The sequence below is a fragment of the Photobacterium andalusiense genome, from assembly GCF_900185625.1.
In the GTDB taxonomy this organism is placed as follows: Bacteria; Pseudomonadota; Gammaproteobacteria; order Enterobacterales; family Vibrionaceae; genus Photobacterium; species Photobacterium aquimaris.
Window position 1 is genome coordinate 1,095,852 of the sequence record NZ_FYAJ01000001.1, and the last position, 17,654, is coordinate 1,113,505.

11 protein-coding genes are annotated in these 17,654 nt (G+C 37.0%); all 11 read left to right on the forward strand.

What is annotated here, in order from left to right; translation table 11 throughout:
• Nucleotides 1-322 precede the first annotated feature (322 nt).
• The 11 genes from ebgR (at nt 323) to PAND9192_RS05050 (ending at nt 17,636) form a co-directional block, all read left to right on the forward strand.
• The gene (ebgR, locus tag PAND9192_RS05000; RefSeq protein WP_087852797.1) at nt 323-1,300 is read left to right on the forward strand and encodes a transcriptional regulator EbgR; all 978 of its coding nucleotides are present in this window, start codon (nt 323-325) and stop codon (nt 1,298-1,300) included.
• Nucleotides 1,301-1,549: 249 nt separating this feature from the next.
• A complete protein-coding gene (gene ebgA, locus PAND9192_RS05005) occupies nt 1,550-4,627 on the forward strand; it encodes a beta-galactosidase subunit alpha (RefSeq protein WP_087852798.1) in 3,078 nt (1,025 codons plus the stop codon).
• On the forward strand, nt 4,627-5,079 hold the full coding sequence (locus PAND9192_RS05010) for a beta-galactosidase subunit beta (RefSeq protein WP_087852799.1): 453 nt from the start codon (nt 4,627-4,629) through the stop codon (nt 5,077-5,079). Before ebgA ends, PAND9192_RS05010 begins: the two co-directional genes overlap by 1 nt.
• Before the next feature lie 159 nt (nt 5,080-5,238).
• Nucleotides 5,239-6,690, forward strand: a complete 1,452-nt coding sequence (locus tag PAND9192_RS05015) for an amino acid permease (protein ID WP_087852800.1) — start codon at nt 5,239-5,241, stop codon at nt 6,688-6,690.
• Nucleotides 6,691-6,881: 191 nt separating this feature from the next.
• Nucleotides 6,882-9,953: an EAL domain-containing protein gene (locus tag PAND9192_RS05020; RefSeq protein WP_087852801.1), complete on the forward strand. Its 3,072-nt coding sequence runs from the start codon at nt 6,882-6,884 to the stop codon at nt 9,951-9,953.
• A 101-nt stretch (nt 9,954-10,054) separates the two neighbouring features.
• Nucleotides 10,055-10,396 carry a hypothetical protein gene (locus PAND9192_RS05025; RefSeq protein WP_060997460.1) on the forward strand — a complete coding sequence of 114 codons (342 nt, stop codon included), beginning with the start codon at nt 10,055-10,057 and terminating at the stop codon, nt 10,394-10,396.
• Nucleotides 10,397-11,249: 853 nt separating this feature from the next.
• On the forward strand, nt 11,250-12,476 hold the full coding sequence (gene gltS, locus PAND9192_RS05030) for a sodium/glutamate symporter (RefSeq protein WP_087852802.1): 1,227 nt from the start codon (nt 11,250-11,252) through the stop codon (nt 12,474-12,476).
• A gap of 301 nt (nt 12,477-12,777) precedes the next feature.
• Nucleotides 12,778-14,001, forward strand: a complete 1,224-nt coding sequence (locus PAND9192_RS05035) for an L-lactate MFS transporter (RefSeq protein WP_087852803.1) — start codon at nt 12,778-12,780, stop codon at nt 13,999-14,001.
• Between the two features lie 240 nt (nt 14,002-14,241).
• Nucleotides 14,242-15,273 carry an amino acid ABC transporter substrate-binding protein gene (locus PAND9192_RS05040; protein WP_087852804.1) on the forward strand — a complete coding sequence of 344 codons (1,032 nt, stop codon included), beginning with the start codon at nt 14,242-14,244 and terminating at the stop codon, nt 15,271-15,273.
• 75 nt (nt 15,274-15,348) lie between these two features.
• Complete coding sequence (locus PAND9192_RS05045; RefSeq protein WP_087852805.1) at nt 15,349-16,542, forward strand: amino acid ABC transporter permease; 1,194 nt, start codon at nt 15,349-15,351, stop codon at nt 16,540-16,542.
• A 2-nt stretch (nt 16,543-16,544) separates the two neighbouring features.
• Nucleotides 16,545-17,636: an amino acid ABC transporter permease gene (locus tag PAND9192_RS05050; RefSeq protein ID WP_060997455.1), complete on the forward strand. Its 1,092-nt coding sequence runs from the start codon at nt 16,545-16,547 to the stop codon at nt 17,634-17,636.
• The last annotated feature ends 18 nt before the right edge of the window (nt 17,637-17,654 follow it).

A 17,654-nucleotide genomic window follows, 5' to 3' on the forward strand; every position in this document is an offset into this window, starting at 1 on the left:
TAATGCTAAAAAGTCTAAAGCGATTTTAAATTAACTTCCGTGATCAACGACACGTTATGTAAACGTTTCCACAAAAAGCATCATTCGTGAAAACCATCACAGGATAAAATCAACCTTATTGCTAATTTATGTTATGTGATGCAATAGATTTACGCTCACAGCTACCATAAATATGAACGAAATGATAAAAATTTGTCAAACAGGTACTGATTTATTCGAGTTTTTTACTAAAAATAGATAATATCATTCTATAAAATATAACAACACATCCCTCAAACACACAGCAAACGTTACTTAGGTTGCAGGGATTGCCGGAGGAAAGATGGCAACATTAAAACAAATCGCAACCAAAGCGGGCGTATCATTAGCAACCGTTTCCCGTGTTTTAAACGATGATCCTAGCCTTAGCGTAAAGGATGAAACTAAACGAAAAATATTTGAGATTGCAGAGCAACTTGAATACACCACCAGCCAATCTCGAAAAACGGCGAAAAAACACACACTTCATTTCCTTGCTTTATATAATTACAAACAAGATGTTGAAGTTGATGACCCATACTACCTCGCTATTCGCCATGGCATTGATACTCAATGCGATAAATTGGGTATTAAACTGACAAATATCTACGAATGTAACCTTGCTGCAGTCCCTAAAGCGATTGATGGTATATTAATCATCGGTCAAGTCAGTGAAGACAATCTTATTGCAATACGTGCCCTATCAAATAATACTGTTTATGTTGATTACACCGATCACAACCTTGATATTGATTGCATTGATATTGATTTGGAGCGACTCAGCAAAGAAGTAATTAATCATTTTACTCAACAAGGCTATCAACGCATTGGGTTTATTGGCGGTCAAGATAACCCCGATAAATACGATATTCGTGAGTTAACCTTTACTGAATATGGAAAATTAAAAGGCGTTGTCTCAGATAAAGATATCTATCGCGGTGATTTTAGTAGTCAATCGGGCTATTTATTAGCTAAACAAATGCTTACAACCAATCATCCGAGTGCGTTATTTGTTGCATCTGATTCGATTGCCATTGGGGTATTACGTGCAATACATGAAAGTGGACTCAATATTCCTGACGATATTTCATTAATCAGCGTCAATGATATACCAACCGCAAAGTTTACCTATCCACCGTTATCAACCTTTAGAATTCACTCAGAGTTAATGGGTTCTCAAGGGGTAAATTTATTATTAGAGCGCAGTCGCGATGGTAGAACAATTCCATTACGAGTATTTGTACCAAGCCAATTAATTTTACGTAGCACCACCAAAAAATAAATAACACATTGATAATAAACAAAAAAATGACATCAATGATGTCATTTTTTTTGTTTTGAATATTAACGACAGGTTAAAATACGAGCAAGATCACTCAAATAAACGCTTATGCTTATTTTTTTGTAGTCCACCTCACAAACCTCAAAACAGAATGTGACCAAGTTAATACTAAAAAGTTTTACCTATTTTTTTTAGTAAAACTTTACTTAATAATGACTCCAGATAATTAAAACATGTCTCGGAGGCATCGTGAATAACTGGGAAAACATTAACTTACTTAGCGAAAATAGACTGGCACCTCGTGCATATTTTTTCTCTTACAACGCATTAAATAAAGCACAACGCTTTCAGCGTGATTTAAGTCAGCATTTTATGTTGCTAAGTGGCCAGTGGACATTTAATTTCTTTACTCATCCATTACTCGTTCCTGAAGAGTTCTATAACCAAGAGATGAACGATTGGACCACAATCCAAGTGCCAAACATGTGGCAAATGGAAGGTCATGGTAACTTACAGTACACCGACGAAGGTTTTCCATTCCCAATTGATGTACCTTTCGTACCATCAAATAATCCAACAGGCGCATATCAACGTACCTTTTTCTTAAGCGATAGTTGGACTGAAAAACAAACCATCATTAAATTCGATGGTGTTGAAACCTATTTTGAAGTTTATGTTAACGGTCATTATGTTGGTTTTAGCAAAGGTAGTCGCTTAACTGCTGAGTTTGATATTTCAGCGTTTGCTAATCCTGGTAAAAACTTACTCTCTGTGCGTGTGATGCAATGGGCTGATTCAACCTATATCGAAGATCAAGATATGTGGTGGATGGCGGGCATTTTCCGTGATGTTTACTTAGTCGGTAAAGAGCCTGTTCATGTGCGTGATTTCACTGTACGTACTGATTTTAATGATGATTACCAAGCAGCGACTTTGAGCTGTAAAGTTGATTTAGAAAACCTTAGCGACACTGTTGTTAGTGATTACAGCCTTGATTATGCGCTCTATGACGGCAATGTTTTAGTTGAAAATGGAAACGTTTCCAAGCTAGCTATTGCAACGACAACCCATACTAATTTTGCAATCAAAATGGCAAGTCCAATTCATTGGACGGCTGAAAACCCACATTTATACCATCTGTTTTTAACGTTACGTGATGCAGATGGCAATGTGATTGAAGTCATTCCACAACGGGTTGGTTTCCGCGATATTAAAGTGCGCAATGGTCTGTTTGAAATAAACGGTCAATACGTCATGCTCCACGGTGTTAACCGTCACGATAACGATCATCTTAACAGCCGCGCTGTTGGCATCGATCGGGTCGAGAAAGACATCGTATTAATGAAACAACACAATATTAACGCAGTACGTACAGCACACTACCCTAACGATCCACGTTTTTACGAACTGTGTGATCAATATGGTTTATTTGTCATGGCTGAAACGGATGTTGAAACTCACGGTTTCGCTAACGTTGGCAATCTCAGCATGATCACTGATGATCCTGCATGGGAACAAGTATTTGTTGAGCGTATTGAACGTCATATTCACGCTCAAAAGAACCACCCTTCTATCATTATGTGGTCACTGGGTAACGAATCTGGCTACGGCTGTAATATTCGTTCAATGTACGCAGCAACCAAAGCGATTGATGATACCCGTCTGGTTCATTACGAAGAAGATCGTGATGCAGAAGTGGTTGATATCATTAGTACTATGTACTCCCGTGCTCAGATGATGAATGAGTTTGGTGAGTTCCCACATGCTAAACCACGAATTATTTGTGAATATGCTCACGCAATGGGTAATGGGCCTGGTGGTCTAACAGAATACCAAAACGTGTTCTACAAGCATGACCATATTCAGGGTCACTTTGTTTGGGAATGGTGTGATCATGGCATTTATGAGCAAGATGAAAATGGCCGTGATGTCTACAAATACGGTGGTGACTATAGCGATTATCCAAATAACTATAACTTCTGCATGGATGGTTTGATCTATCCAGATCAAACACCAGGCCCAGGCTTACGTGAATACAAACAAGTTATTTGTCCGGTAAAAATCGCAGTTAAAGATCACACCAAAGGCATCATTACTGTTACTAACAAATATTGGTTCTCTACTCTAGATGACGTGGTGTTTGATATTGCTGTACGTGCCGAAGGCGACACATTGGCCTTTAATCAAATTACGCTAACCAATCTTGCTGCAGGCGAATCTCGTGATATTGAATTAGCACTGCCAGTGATGGACCAGCGTGAAACGTTTGTGAACGTGTCGATGCGTAAAAAATCGCGTACAGCATATAGCGAAGCAAATCACGAACTTGGTATTTTCCAATATCAAGCTAAACCCAACACTGCTCATGCTGAAATGTTTGAAAATAGCAATGCCATGCCACTAACAGTAATTGAGAATCGCCTTGATTGGGAAATTAGCGGTTATGACTTTACCCTCCACTTTTCTAAAGTCGATGGTAAGCTGACCTCATGGCTACGCCAAAATAATGAACTGATTGCATCACCGCCTGCAATGAGTTTCTTCAAACCAATGATTGATAACCATAAGCAAGAATATGAAGGCTTATGGCACCCAGCTCATCTGCAAATTATGCAAGAGCATTTCCGCAGCATCGATGTAGAACAAGTTGGCGGTAAGGTCATTGTTACCACCAACAGTATTGTTGCACCGCCAGTATTAGATTTTGGTATGCGTTGCCAATACCGTTTTGAAATTTGTCCTCAAGGCCAAGTTAACATGACCTTAAGTGGCAACAAATATGGTGATTACCCACATGTGATCCCTGCAATCGGCTTAGATTTAGGCATTAATAACCAATTTGACCAAGTTGAATATTACGGTCGAGGCCCAGAAGAAAATTATCAAGATAGCCGACAAAGCAACATTATTGATATCTACAACACCACCGTTAGCAATATGTTTGAGAACTACCCGTTCCCACAAAATAATGGCAACCGTCAGCATGTGCGTTGGGCGAGCTTAACGAATCGTCATGGTGTGGGTTTATTGGTTAAACCAGAGCAAGAAATTAATTTCAGCGCATGGCATTACACCAATCAACATATTCATCAGGCACAACATATTAATGAGCTAGAACCAAGTGGTTACATTACAGTCAATCTTGATCATCAAGTTATGGGCTTAGGTTCTAACTCATGGGGATCAGAGGTTCTTGATTCATACCGTGTTTACTTTAATGACTTCAGCTACCAAGTGAGCTTAGTGCCTTTTAGTAAGGCGGATTGTGATAGCCGTTATTTGGCAAGTCAAACATTTACTACAACACGTATCGGCGGAGATAAATAATGATTACTTTAGCATCACTGGATCAATTCAAAAGCCTGTATCGTGATGGTCGTAAATGGAACCGTTGTGTCGAAGCGATTGAAAACATCGGTAATATTCAACCAAATGTGTTTCATTCTGTAGGAGACTCACTGGCTTACCGAGTTCAGCATGGACCATCCAAAACGGATGAACAATTTGTTGGCCATCGTCGCTATTTTGATGTGCACTACTACCTTGCCGGCAGTGAAACCATTGAATGTGCTGATAAAAGCACTCTGACACAAGCTCAACCATATAGCGATGAAACCGATCGTGAATACTTTACAGGTACAGGACAACCACATCGCATAGAAGCAGGTCAAATGGTGATCTTTGAAAATCACCAAGCACACCGCTTCAGTGCCGCAGACAACCTTGAGAAAGTTGTTTTACGTGTCACGATTGAGGACGGCTACTTCCTAAATAAATAACTAAACACAACCGCCAGTTAGTAATAGCTGGCGGTTATGCAATAACAGAAGTCACACAAAAGAAACAACAAAAGCATAAAAACAATAACCTATGATTAAGCTCATTTGCTCAATACATAGAAATCCTACAATACTAAACGTGATCCATCGGAGATTCTCATGTCTGAATCAAAACGTAATACCATAGGGAAATTTGGTCTACTATCGATGACCTTTGCTGCGGTATACAGTTTCAATAATGTCATTAATAACAATATTGAAATTGGCTTATCCTCTACCCCTATGTTCTTTATTGCTACTTTGCTCTACTTTATTCCTTTTTGTTTAATTATTGCAGAATTTGTTTCTCTCAATAAGAACTCTGAAGCTGGCGTTTATGCATGGGTTAAAAGCTCTCTAGGTGGACGTTGGGCTTTTCTTGCGGCATACACCTATTGGTTTGTAAACTTATTCTTCTTCACCTCATTGCTACCACGCGTTATTGCTTATGCTTCTTATGCGTTCTTGGGCTATGAGTATATATTTACACCGACGACGACGACCATATTAAGTATTATTCTGTTTGCTGGTGCGACATATGTCTCAACCAATGGCGCTAAAATGTTAGGTCCTATTACCTCAGTAACCTCATCATTTATGCTAGTGCTAACCTTGTCTTATATTATCTTAGCAGGTGCCGCAGTTGTCGGCGGAATTGAACCTGCAGATCCAATTACTGTTGAAGCACTAACACCACAAATTAACTGGGCCTTCTTTGGTGTCACCGCCTGGATATTCATGGCTGCTGGTGGTGCAGAATCAGTATCTGTTTACGTTAACGATATTAAAGGCGGCCATAAAGCCTTTGTCAGAGTAATTATTTTTGCTGGTATTTTCATTGGCGGCTTATATTGTGTTTCATCAGTACTAATGAATGTATTTGTTGAACGTGAAGCATTGAAGTTTACAGGCGGTTCAGTACAAGTATTTGAAGGTTTAGCACGTCATTACGGTCTATCTGAAATCATGATGAACCGTTTCGTTGGCGTGGTGTCATTTACCGCAATGCTCGGCTCACTACTAATGTGGACAGCAACACCAGTTAAGATTTTCTTCTCTGAAATTCCTGCTGGTATTTTTGGTGAGAAAACCGTCAAACTAAATAAAAATGGCGTTCCAGCACGTGCAGCATGGGCACAATTCTTTATTGTTATTCCACTGCTTATTGTACCAATGTTAGGTTCAGATTCAGTCCAAGAACTAATGAGTACTGTAATTAACATGACAGCAGCAGCATCAATGTTACCGCCACTGTTTATTATGATTGCTTACTTAAACCTACGTCTAAAGTTGGATCACCTACCACGTGACTTTAAAATGGGCTCACGCACAACGGGGATTGTGATGGTATCAATACTAATTGGTATTTTTAGTATCGGTTTCTTAGCATCAACCTTCCCAACAGGTGCTGATATTATGACAATTATCTTCTATAACGTCGGTGGTATTGTAATCTTCCTAGGTTATGCATGGTGGAAATACAACCGCTATGAACGCCAATTAGCAGCTGAACAGCAACCAACTTCAACAATTACAACTGCAACCGCAACTGCAACTGCAACTAACGACTAATCACTGCTAAGTTTTAGTTTTACCAAGGCCTTGAGTTCCCCCTCAAGGCTTTTTTTATATCTCCGCCTCAACACTCAATCCGAGTGTTACATTTTAGTCACAAAAATTTACTCAAAATCTTAACTTTATGTATCAAATAGCATATGATGGTCTATGTGTCTTACTAAACTCATCAACTAAATAAGGATATTATGCGAAAATCGCTAGTGATAAGTTTACTCTTCACTCTGCTATTACTTATTTTAACCGTGATAGAAGTACTGACTAACAACCAACAAAATAATGATGAAATAATCAATAAAATAAAAATAACTCAACGCCAACAACAATTACTGCAACAACAACATATTACTCAACAGATAGATCATACAATAAGCCAATTAAATCAACTAAATACCTATTTACGTAAGCAACCATGGCAGCCAATACTGACCGCTACCCAACGTAGAGATTTTATTCAATTTTCTAATAACATACTGGGAAATAATTCTAATATTCATAGCATTACTCTGATAGATTATAAAAATAGTCACCGCTTAAAAATCATCACAACCACTGAACCTAAAAGTATTGTATTAGATAATAAAGCTGTTATGTCTACTACTGAATTGAACAATATAGATCATGCTTTTTCATTACCAACAAACAAGACCTATATTAGTGCCCCATCCTTTAAAATTAACCACATTGCATATTATCAACACATTACAATTAATAATCACCAATGGGTTATTAAAATTGAACAAAAAAACACACTAATAGCATTCTTAAATAAGAATTCACTAACACAACAAATTTGGATTATCGATAATAAGGGTAACACCTTAATGAATATTGATAACAATAAGACTTCTCTTTCTCATAACGGGAAAAACTTTAAAAATTACCACTTTACATTATTGAAAAAAATACAGAGTTATAATCACAATCAAATAATTAAAAACAATACACTTTACACATACTCGCCTCTCTTTATACCCCTACCATTAAAATCAAGCATTGACTTTAGGTTTGGTAATCTATCACCATGGGTATTAATTTCAGAAGTAAAACTAACAAATAAAAGTAGTATTACTGAATATATAAAGCAATCATTTAATAAACATTTCATTATCTTTATGATAATAATGCTTAGTACAATTATCATAATATTAACTCTTCGATATATTAATAAACAAAAGAGTGAGATTCGTCGTATTAATAACGTTAGAAGTACAACTATCCATCGGTATTATTCTTTAATAGAAAATACAGATTCCGGCATTATCGTAATCAATAAAAATCGTAAAATAACAGCAATAAATTCAGCAGCCATTACAATTTTGGAGCTAAAAAAAGATGCTCTTAATAAAAATATTATTTCACATATATCAGCTATTAATACCAAAACAGATATCGTAAGATTATTAAAAAGCATTGATAAACTCGGATTTAACGATAAGAAAAAAATACAATTAAAAGTAAGCACTACCCCATTTAAACATTTAGAGATAATAGCGACAAAAATTAATAATAACGATGACTATATCATGCTGCATATCATAGATGTCACCTCTTGGGTTAAACGCGAACAAAAATTAAAAGGATTATCGCGCGCAGTCGAACAAAGCGAAGAAGCCGTTATTATCACTGATAAATTTGGATTTATTGAATATGTAAATAGCTCATATGAAAAAACAACAGGTGAAAAATCAAATAATATCATTGGATTAAACAGTAAAACAATTTTCAAACGCTATATAAACGACAATGAAAAAATAGTTGATATCCAATCAAAGTTAAACCAAGGACAAACTATTCAGCGCATTATTACCCAAAAAAATACTGATAACACTATTCATTATCTTGATAATACAATATCACCTATTCGCGATGAAAATGATCGAATCAGTAACTATATATCAACCAGTAAAGATATTACTGAACGGATCAACTATGAGCACCGTTTACACCATCTGGCTCACTATGATCAATTAACAACGCTACCTAATAGAACTATGTTTATTACCGAAGTAAATAAAAAAATATTAGAGGCTAAAAAAAACAAATCACAAATATCAATCTTTGTTATTGAGATTGACCTTTTCAAAAAATTACATGATTCATTAGGTAATGATAACATCGAAAATATTTTAGTGATTATATCAAAAAGAATTCGTTCAAACCTTAGAGATATAAACCTACTTTCTCGGTTAAATAACAATCAATTCGGTGTAATTATTCAATCTGCTCTACAAAAAAAGAGTATTAACTACTTGGCAACAAGGTTACTTAATAATATTCAGGCTCCCATTAGTTACGATAGTAAACTTATTTCAATATCTGCGAGTATTGGTATTTCATTTCAAACTAATAAAGTCATAACTGCAGAGCAAATTATAAAAAATGCAAATATCGCATTAAGCTCTGCGAGAGATAAAACAAAAAACCGGTATTGTTATTTCAGCCCCGAAATGGAAACAGAAACGACTCATAAATTAGAATTGGAATCCGAATTACGTAAATCGATTAACACTGATCGCTATGAGTTTTATTATCAACCAAAAGTATTAGCACATTCACATACATTAACAGGAGTTGAAGCATTATTACGTTGGCGCGATAAAGATGGCCACTATCAAGCTCCGGTTGATATTATTCCTTTACTTGAGTCATCTGGTCTCATCCTTGAAGCGGGAATTTTTTTGATTGAAAAAGCCTGTTATCAACTTCAGCAATGGCAACAACAAGGACTTGTCATTAGTATGGCGATCAACATTTCTGCAAAACAATTACTGGAGTCAGACCTTACGACAATTTTAACTACAGCGATCAATAAAGCTGGCTGCAACCCAGCCTATTTAGAACTTGAAATAACAGAAAGTGTATTAATGACAGATATTGAATTAGCCTATCAAAAATTAATCGAACTTAAAAAAATTGGCATTAAAATCGCTATTGATGATTTTGGTACAGGCTACTCTTCACTCGCTTATCTTAGTCGTTTCCCTATCAACATTCTCAAAATCGATCGCGAGTTCGTAAAAGAGTTACCTTATAATAGAGATAGCATTACTATTATTGAGGCTATTATTACTCTCGCCCATAACCTTGGTTTAACCGTTGTCGCTGAAGGTGTTGAAAATATAGAACAAATCGACTTCCTTGAAAGTATTGGTGTTGAAGAATTCCAAGGGTATTATTTCAATAAACCATTAACTCGTTATCATTTCAATCGCCAGTATTTGCTCCAGCAGCAACAAATACCAGATAACATTGTATAATATGTTCTCTTATTCAACGTTGTAGCTTATTATTAATCTTATACGCCATTTTATTGTTAACTATAAGTGGATGATTTTTGATTACTGAGTAGGACGTCACAATGAGTTTTAGTGATCACTTAGATAACTTTATTAAGCAACGAGAACAATTTGGTCAACAGCCAAATAGAATGCAAAAGCGCAATACTTATGTTGTTGTGGATGCAACCGATCAAAGCAAAGCACGTGAAGCAATGGCAAAAGAACAAGAACAAGCCACATTGCGTGCAGAACAAGAAACAAAACAATACCATCAACGTATTCGTGGACGTTGTGTACTTCCAAGTGAAGCACAAGCACAGCAACAACGCCAAGATAACTCTCGCCCAGCAGATCCAGATCGTATTGCATACATCCAACAACTTAAAAAAGACCTAAAGCTAAAAAAATACGCTGCTGAGTAATTTTTTCGCACAAAAAACAAATCTTATTGCTCACGATATTGTTTAAGCATTATATCGTTTCAACTTTATATCCTTAATAATAACGATACCTTATATCGTTATTATTAGGGCTACCCCCACTGTTTTTAAATAACTCTTTTTTACTATCAATTATAAACAGCTAAAAATAATTTTCAGTTATCATTCTCACTCAATGAGATAACATCTCATAAGCAACACGTTAGCTCACAACTTCTTTATCGTAATTCAACCCTATATATTTTCTAAAATAGGTACTCACAATAAAATATTTACGCACATTTAATGGCTAATAATTGCAAAAAAAGCCTTAAAACACCATTTTGTACAGTGTTTAATAATTTTTTTCGTTATTTTTATAATTTTTTTTCAACGGCCAATTTATCGTATAACCCTCTCCAACCATCATTTCTCAAATTATGAGAATTAATACTTTATTTTATATTACATTCTCGACAACTAAATTTTCATTTTAACCTTTGTATTACAGCCTCTAAATAAAAGGAATGCTGTACCCTATAGTAAAAAAAGACCGAAAATAAAATATAACACTATGATTCTTAAAAACTAACAGCTATAAGAGAAGTAAAAAAAAACTCCTGAATAATATTCATACCCCCAACAAACATTAAAACAACAAACAAACCGAAAATTAACAATTAACATCAAAACATTAACAATAAACCATATAAAAAAACGACTACTTAATAATATCTAAATAGGTAAGTCCTAAAATCGAGAAGTGACTAACACAGTAATACAATGATGGCAATATGGTAAGAATGTCTTTTTGGAGTTAAAATTAGCATCAAAGAAGTAAAAAAGAAGATTTTAAATGAACACAACAATTCATGTTAATGAGCTCGAATCATTGCTCATCGCAATAATCGTGCTTTTTCTTGGCTACTTTATTAATACTAAAGTCAAGATTTTAAGAAAGTATAATATTCCAGAGCCAATTGTTGGCGGACTTGTCATTGCTTTTATTATTACCTTTTTCCATTTTCAAGGTTTTGACATTAGTTTCAAATTAAGTATGCAAGATTCGTTAATGCAAATGTTTTTTGCCACCGTCGGCCTTGCCGCTAGCTATAAACTGCTAATGAAAGGCGGTTCACGCGTTTTCCTATTTTTAGGCATCGCAACAGTATTTATTATTATTCAAGATGCTGTTGGTGTAGGAATGAGTAAAGCATTAGGCTTAGATCCGTTACTTGGACTTATTGTCGGTTCGATCACACTTTCAGGCGGTCACGGTACTGGTGCTGCTTGGTCACAAACTTTTGCTACCGATTATGGTCTCAACACCTTAGAACTATCAATGGCGGCAGCAACATTTGGTCTAATCATGGGCGGTATTATCGGTGGCCCAATTGCACAGCGATTAATCAACAAGCATAAGTTAAAATCTGATTTCGGTGAAAGTGGTAACCATCACATTGAACACCCTGATTTGATCACTTACAGCGATCGTGAAGAAGATCGTATAACGTCTAAAAACACCATTGAAGTATTATTTATTTTATTGGTTTGTGTTGCTGGTGCAGCACACTTTAAAGACTTTATCGATGGTCTTGGTATCAGCGCATTACGTATTCCTGAATTCGTGTATGCCTTATTTATTGGTGTGTTTATAACTAATGTCTGTGAAGGCACTAAGTGTTATAAGATCAATAAAGAAACCGTTGATGCGCTTGGCACGATATCCCTATCACTATTCTTAGCAATGGCACTGATGAGCTTGCATTTATGGGAGTTAATGGACTTGGCAATGCCAATGTTGATTATTCTTGCAGTTCAAACCCTTGTATTAGGTTTATTTACCTACTTTGTTACTTTCCGAGTTATGGGAGGTAACTATGACGCCGCAATCATTGCCGGTGGTCATTGTGGTTTTGGTATGGGTGCAACACCCACTGCTGTAATGAATATGGGTTCATTAGTGTCACGTAATGGCCCATCACCACAAGCTTTTATGGTTGTACCTATCGTTGGTGCTTTCTTTATTGACATCACTAACCTGCTTGTACTACAAGGTTATATTAGTTTTCTTGGTCACTAACCACTAAAACAGCTAACCTTTCAATAAAGGGGTAAGATAGACAGCGTTACGATAAAAGTAACGCTCTATGTTGCCCCTTTTTGTTTTTATACACTCATTTCCTCACTAATTATCTATTTATATTGGCTGTTCTTTGCTGTTTTGTAACAAGGAATGTCTGACCAATATCTTATTTTTTCGATGTTGTTACACTCCGCGCTCTTTCTAAAGTTTGACTTTAGTCATTACACTAAATCATTCGCTTATCGTTGTTGTTTCAACCATTCATAACAACGCTAAGAATTAATTAATTGAGTTTTCTATGAAAAAATTTGATCGAGCTATGCAGATCCTTGTTGCGGGTTTCTGTATCAACTTATGTATGGGTATCCTTTATGCTTGGAGTGTATTTAAAAAAGCACTCGTTGTTGATTTAGGCTGGTCGAATGCTGATGCATCACTGCCTTATACTGTTGCTATTATTACCTTTGCATTATCACTGTTAGTTGCTGGTATTTTACAAGATCGCATGGGCCCACGTCGTGTACTTATTCTTGGTACAGTGATGGTTGGTTTAGGTATGATCATCTCAAGTTTTGCAACGACACCAATGATGCTAGTACTAACATTCGGTATTATGACAGGTAGTGGTATTGGTTTTGGTTACGCTTGTTTAAGCCCATCAGCGATGAAATGGTTCCATCCATCGAAAAAAGGCTTAGTTAACGGCTTAATCGCAGCTGGGTTTGGATTGGCTGCAGTTTACTTAGCGCCACTAACATCTGCACTTATTGCTGAGTATGGTATTAACACGAGCTTCCTTGTTTTAGGTGTTGCGGTATTAGTGATTGCTGTTCCACTGGCCTTTACCATTAACAATCCACCAGCAGATTATGTGCCAGAAGCACCTGCAGGTTATAAAGCGAAATCAGATAAGCCTGTTGATATTAATTGGCGTGGCATGCTAAAAACGCCACAGTTTTATTCTCTATGGGTAATGTATGCATTTGCTTCGGCTGCAGGCTTAATGATCATTGGTAACATTACTTCTATTGCAGCAACACAAGCAAATATCACAGATGCGGCTTACCTTGTTGTTATTCTAGCAATCTTTAACTCAGGTGGTCGTGTTGTCGCGGGTATTCTGTCAGATAAAATTGGTGGCGTAAAAACACTGATGATCGCTTTTGTAATGCAAGGCATTAATATGGTGATGTTCGCTACATTTAACTCTGAGTTCACGTTAATTATCGGTGCTGCAGTAGCGGGGGTTGGTTACGGTACATTACTTGCTGTTTTCCCATCAATTATTGCTGATTTCTATGGCCTTAAAAACTACGGCGCTAACTATGGTGTGCTTTACACTGCATGGGGCGTAAGTGGCTTTATCGGTCCTGTCGTGGCGGCATTTGCAGTTGATACAACAGGTACTTACACTCTAGCTTACACTGTGTGTTCGGTAATGATTGCTGTTGCTGTTGTACTGTCTGTTATCACTAAAAAAGTAGATGCGGCGGCACTAGAGAAAAAACTTGCTACCGTATAATAACGGTTAAGCTTAAAAGCAAAACCCAGCATCACGCTGGGTTTTTTTTCCTCTGATATTACAAATCTTGTTGTCTGACCTCTCATAATCATCACCTAACACTATTTATTTCCAACAAAACTAGACCTTTATATATATTTTTCTATACTTGTATTTGTTAATGCATTGTTAATTACTTATTAATGGTATTACATATTAAGATAACGTAGTTTTACTATTGACCAGACAAGGAAGGTACTAATGGCTAAAAAAATAACAGGTGTCTTAGCTGTACTTGCTACATCTGCCACCCTATTTGCAATAAATGCAAATGCCGCCGACAGCACACTTGATAAAGTTAAAAAACAGGGATACGTCCAATGTGGCGTCAGTGCTGGCTTACCTGGGTTTTCAAACCCTAACGCCAAAGGTCAATGGGAAGGTCTTGATGTTGAATTTTGCCAAGCAGTTGCCGCTGCAACATTAGGTGATAAATCCAAAGTTAAATATATCCCCCTCACAGCAAAAGAACGTTTTACCGCCTTACAATCGGGCGAAATTGATATTTTGTCGCGTAATACCACCTGGACACTGCACCGCGATACATCGCTTGGCCTCAACTTTACCGGCGTTAGCTATTATGACGGTCAAGGCTTCATGGTCAAAAAGGACATGGGTATAAAGAGTGCAAAAGATCTCGATGGTGCCGCTGTTTGTGTACAATCAGGTACCACAACAGAACTTAATTTAGCCGACTACTTCCGTGTTAATGGCATGAAATATAAGCCAGTTGTCTTTGATACCGCACCACAAACATCAAAAGGTTTTGATTCTGGACGTTGTGATGTGCTTACAACTGACCAATCGGGCTTATATGCTCTGCGTCTAAACCTTAAAGATCCAACATCAGCTATTGTTCTACCTGAAATCATTTCTAAAGAGCCACTAGGTCCTGTGGTTCGTCAAGGTGATGACCAATGGTTTAATATTGTCCGTTGGACACTATTTACCATGATTAATGCTGAAGAATTCAATGTCACTTCCACCAATGTCGATACTCTGAAAAAAGAATCAAAAGATCCAAATATTCGCCGCTTAATTGGTCTTGATGGACCAAAAGGCAAAGGATTAGGCTTAAATGATGATTGGGGTTTCCAAATCATTAAACAAGTAGGTAATTATGGTGAAAGCTTCCAGCGTACTGTCGGTCTTGATTCACCACTTAAAATTAAACGTGGCTTAAACGCCTTGTGGACTGAAGGTGGTATTCAATATGCCCCACCTATTCGTTAATAACAGCGTTTAATAATTATAAAAGGGAGCTGTAATGGCTCCCTCTGTACATCTCAATGGATATGAGGATGTTGTATGGAAACACCCACAAATAGATCACAGACAAGGTCTACCCATCAAAATATTTTTTATAATCCCACTTTTCGTGCTGTAATCTTTCAAGTTATTGCGGTTGCAGCACTGGCTTTTTTCTTTTATAGCATCATCAATAATGCCTTAACCAATCTTGAAACCCGTGGTATTGCGACAGGTTTTGATTTTCTTAATCAAGAAGCTGGGTTTGGTATCGGTTTAACTCTTATCGATTACGATGAAACATTCACCTATGGTCGCACATTTTTTGTTGGCTTGCTTAACACTGCATTAATTGCCGTTCTCGGTGTGATATTAGCAACGATTTTAGGTTTTATTATTGGTATTGCCCGTTTATCTCCTAACTGGTTAGTCAGTCGTTTTGCTGCTTTCTATATTGAAATTTTCCGTAATATTCCATTATTACTACAAATTTTCTTTTGGTACTTTGCCGTATTACAGGTTCTCCCCTCACCAAGACAGAGCTTACAATTAGGCGACAGTATTTTTCTTAATGTACGCGGATTATCAATTCCAAGTCCTATTTTTGAACAAGGCTCCGGTATTATTTTTATCGCTCTCATTGCTGCTTTTATTATTGCGATGGGTTACCAGTATTACGCCCAGAAAAAACAGCAAGATACCGGTCAACAATCGCCAGTATTACTCGTAAGTCTAGCGATTATTATTTTACTACCACTATTGGCCTTTTTTATCGCAGGCAAACCAATCAGTATCGACTATCCTGCGCTTAAAGGATTTAATTTTAGTGGTGGTATTACTATTTTACCTGAACTTGCAGCACTGTTGCTGGCATTAAGTATTTATACCGCAGCTTTTATTGCCGAAATTGTTCGTTCAGGTATTAATGCGGTCAGTCATGGCCAAACAGAAGCCGCAGAAGCATTAGGATTAAGCCGTAATAAAACGTTGCGATTAATAGTGATCCCACAAGCAATGCGGATCATTATCCCTCCACTTACCAGCCAATATTTAAACCTAACTAAGAATTCCTCGCTAGCGATGGCAATTGGTTACCCCGATTTAGTGTCTGTTTTTGCAGGTACCACCCTCAATCAAACAGGACAAGCGATTGAGATTATCGCAATGACGATGGCGGTTTATTTAAGCTTAAGTTTAATCACATCTCTGCTAATGAATATCTATAACAAAAAAATGGCACTGGTTGAGAGGTAACCATGAGTAAACATCAATTTCTTCCCGATTTACCCCCACCAGCAAATACAGTGGGAATTATAGGATGGTTACGCCAACATCTTTTTTCTTCATTTTTTAATACGATTATTACCCTCATTTTAGGCTACTTTGCAATTATTGGCGTCTGGAGCATTGTAGATTGGGCATTCATCAATGCAAACTGGCAAGGCAATTCTCGTGAAGCCTGTACATTGAGTGGCGCATGTTGGACCTTTATAAAAGTACGGTTTGATCAGTTCATGTTTGGCTTCTATCCAAGCGCTGAATTATGGCGACCAAAATTATTTTACGCCACCTTGGCTATTTTTATTGCCTTACTCGCCTATGAAAAAACGCCTCATCGCGGTTGGATTTGGCTATTTTTCGTGAATATTTATCCGTTTATTGCCGGATTTCTACTTTACGGCGGTATTGCAGGGTTACCTATCGTCGAAACACATTTATGGGGCGGATTACTAATTACTTTAGTTATCGCTATTGTTGGTATTGTGGTCTCGTTACCTATTGGGGTTGTATTAGCCCTTGGCCGCCGTTCAGAAATGCCGATTATTCGCAGCATTTGTACGGTTTATATTGAGATTTGGCGCGGAGTACCATTAATTACCGTCTTGTTTATGGCATCGGTAATGTTACCCCTGTTTTTAAGCTCTGAATTAGAAACCAATAAGCTCATTAGAGCCTTAATTGGCGTCGTACTATTTAGTGCCGCTTATATGGCAGAAGTAATTCGAGGCGGACTACAAGCAATACCTAAAGGTCAATATGAAGCGGCAGATGCGTTAGGATTAAGCTATTGGCGTAAAACTTATCTGATCGTTTTACCGCAGGCGTTAAAAATCACTATACCTTCGATTGTAAATACCTTTATTGGGTTATTTAAAGACACCAGTCTCGTGCTCATTATTGGCATGTTTGACGTTTTAGGGGTCGGACAAGCCGCTAACAGTGATCCTGAATGGTTAGGCTTTGCCACTGAAAGCTATGTTTTTGTTGCTTTCGTTTTCTGGATTTTTTGCTTTAGTATGTCTAGATACAGTATCTATCTAGAAAATAAACTACATACTGGACACTAACATTAGCAAGGATTGCAT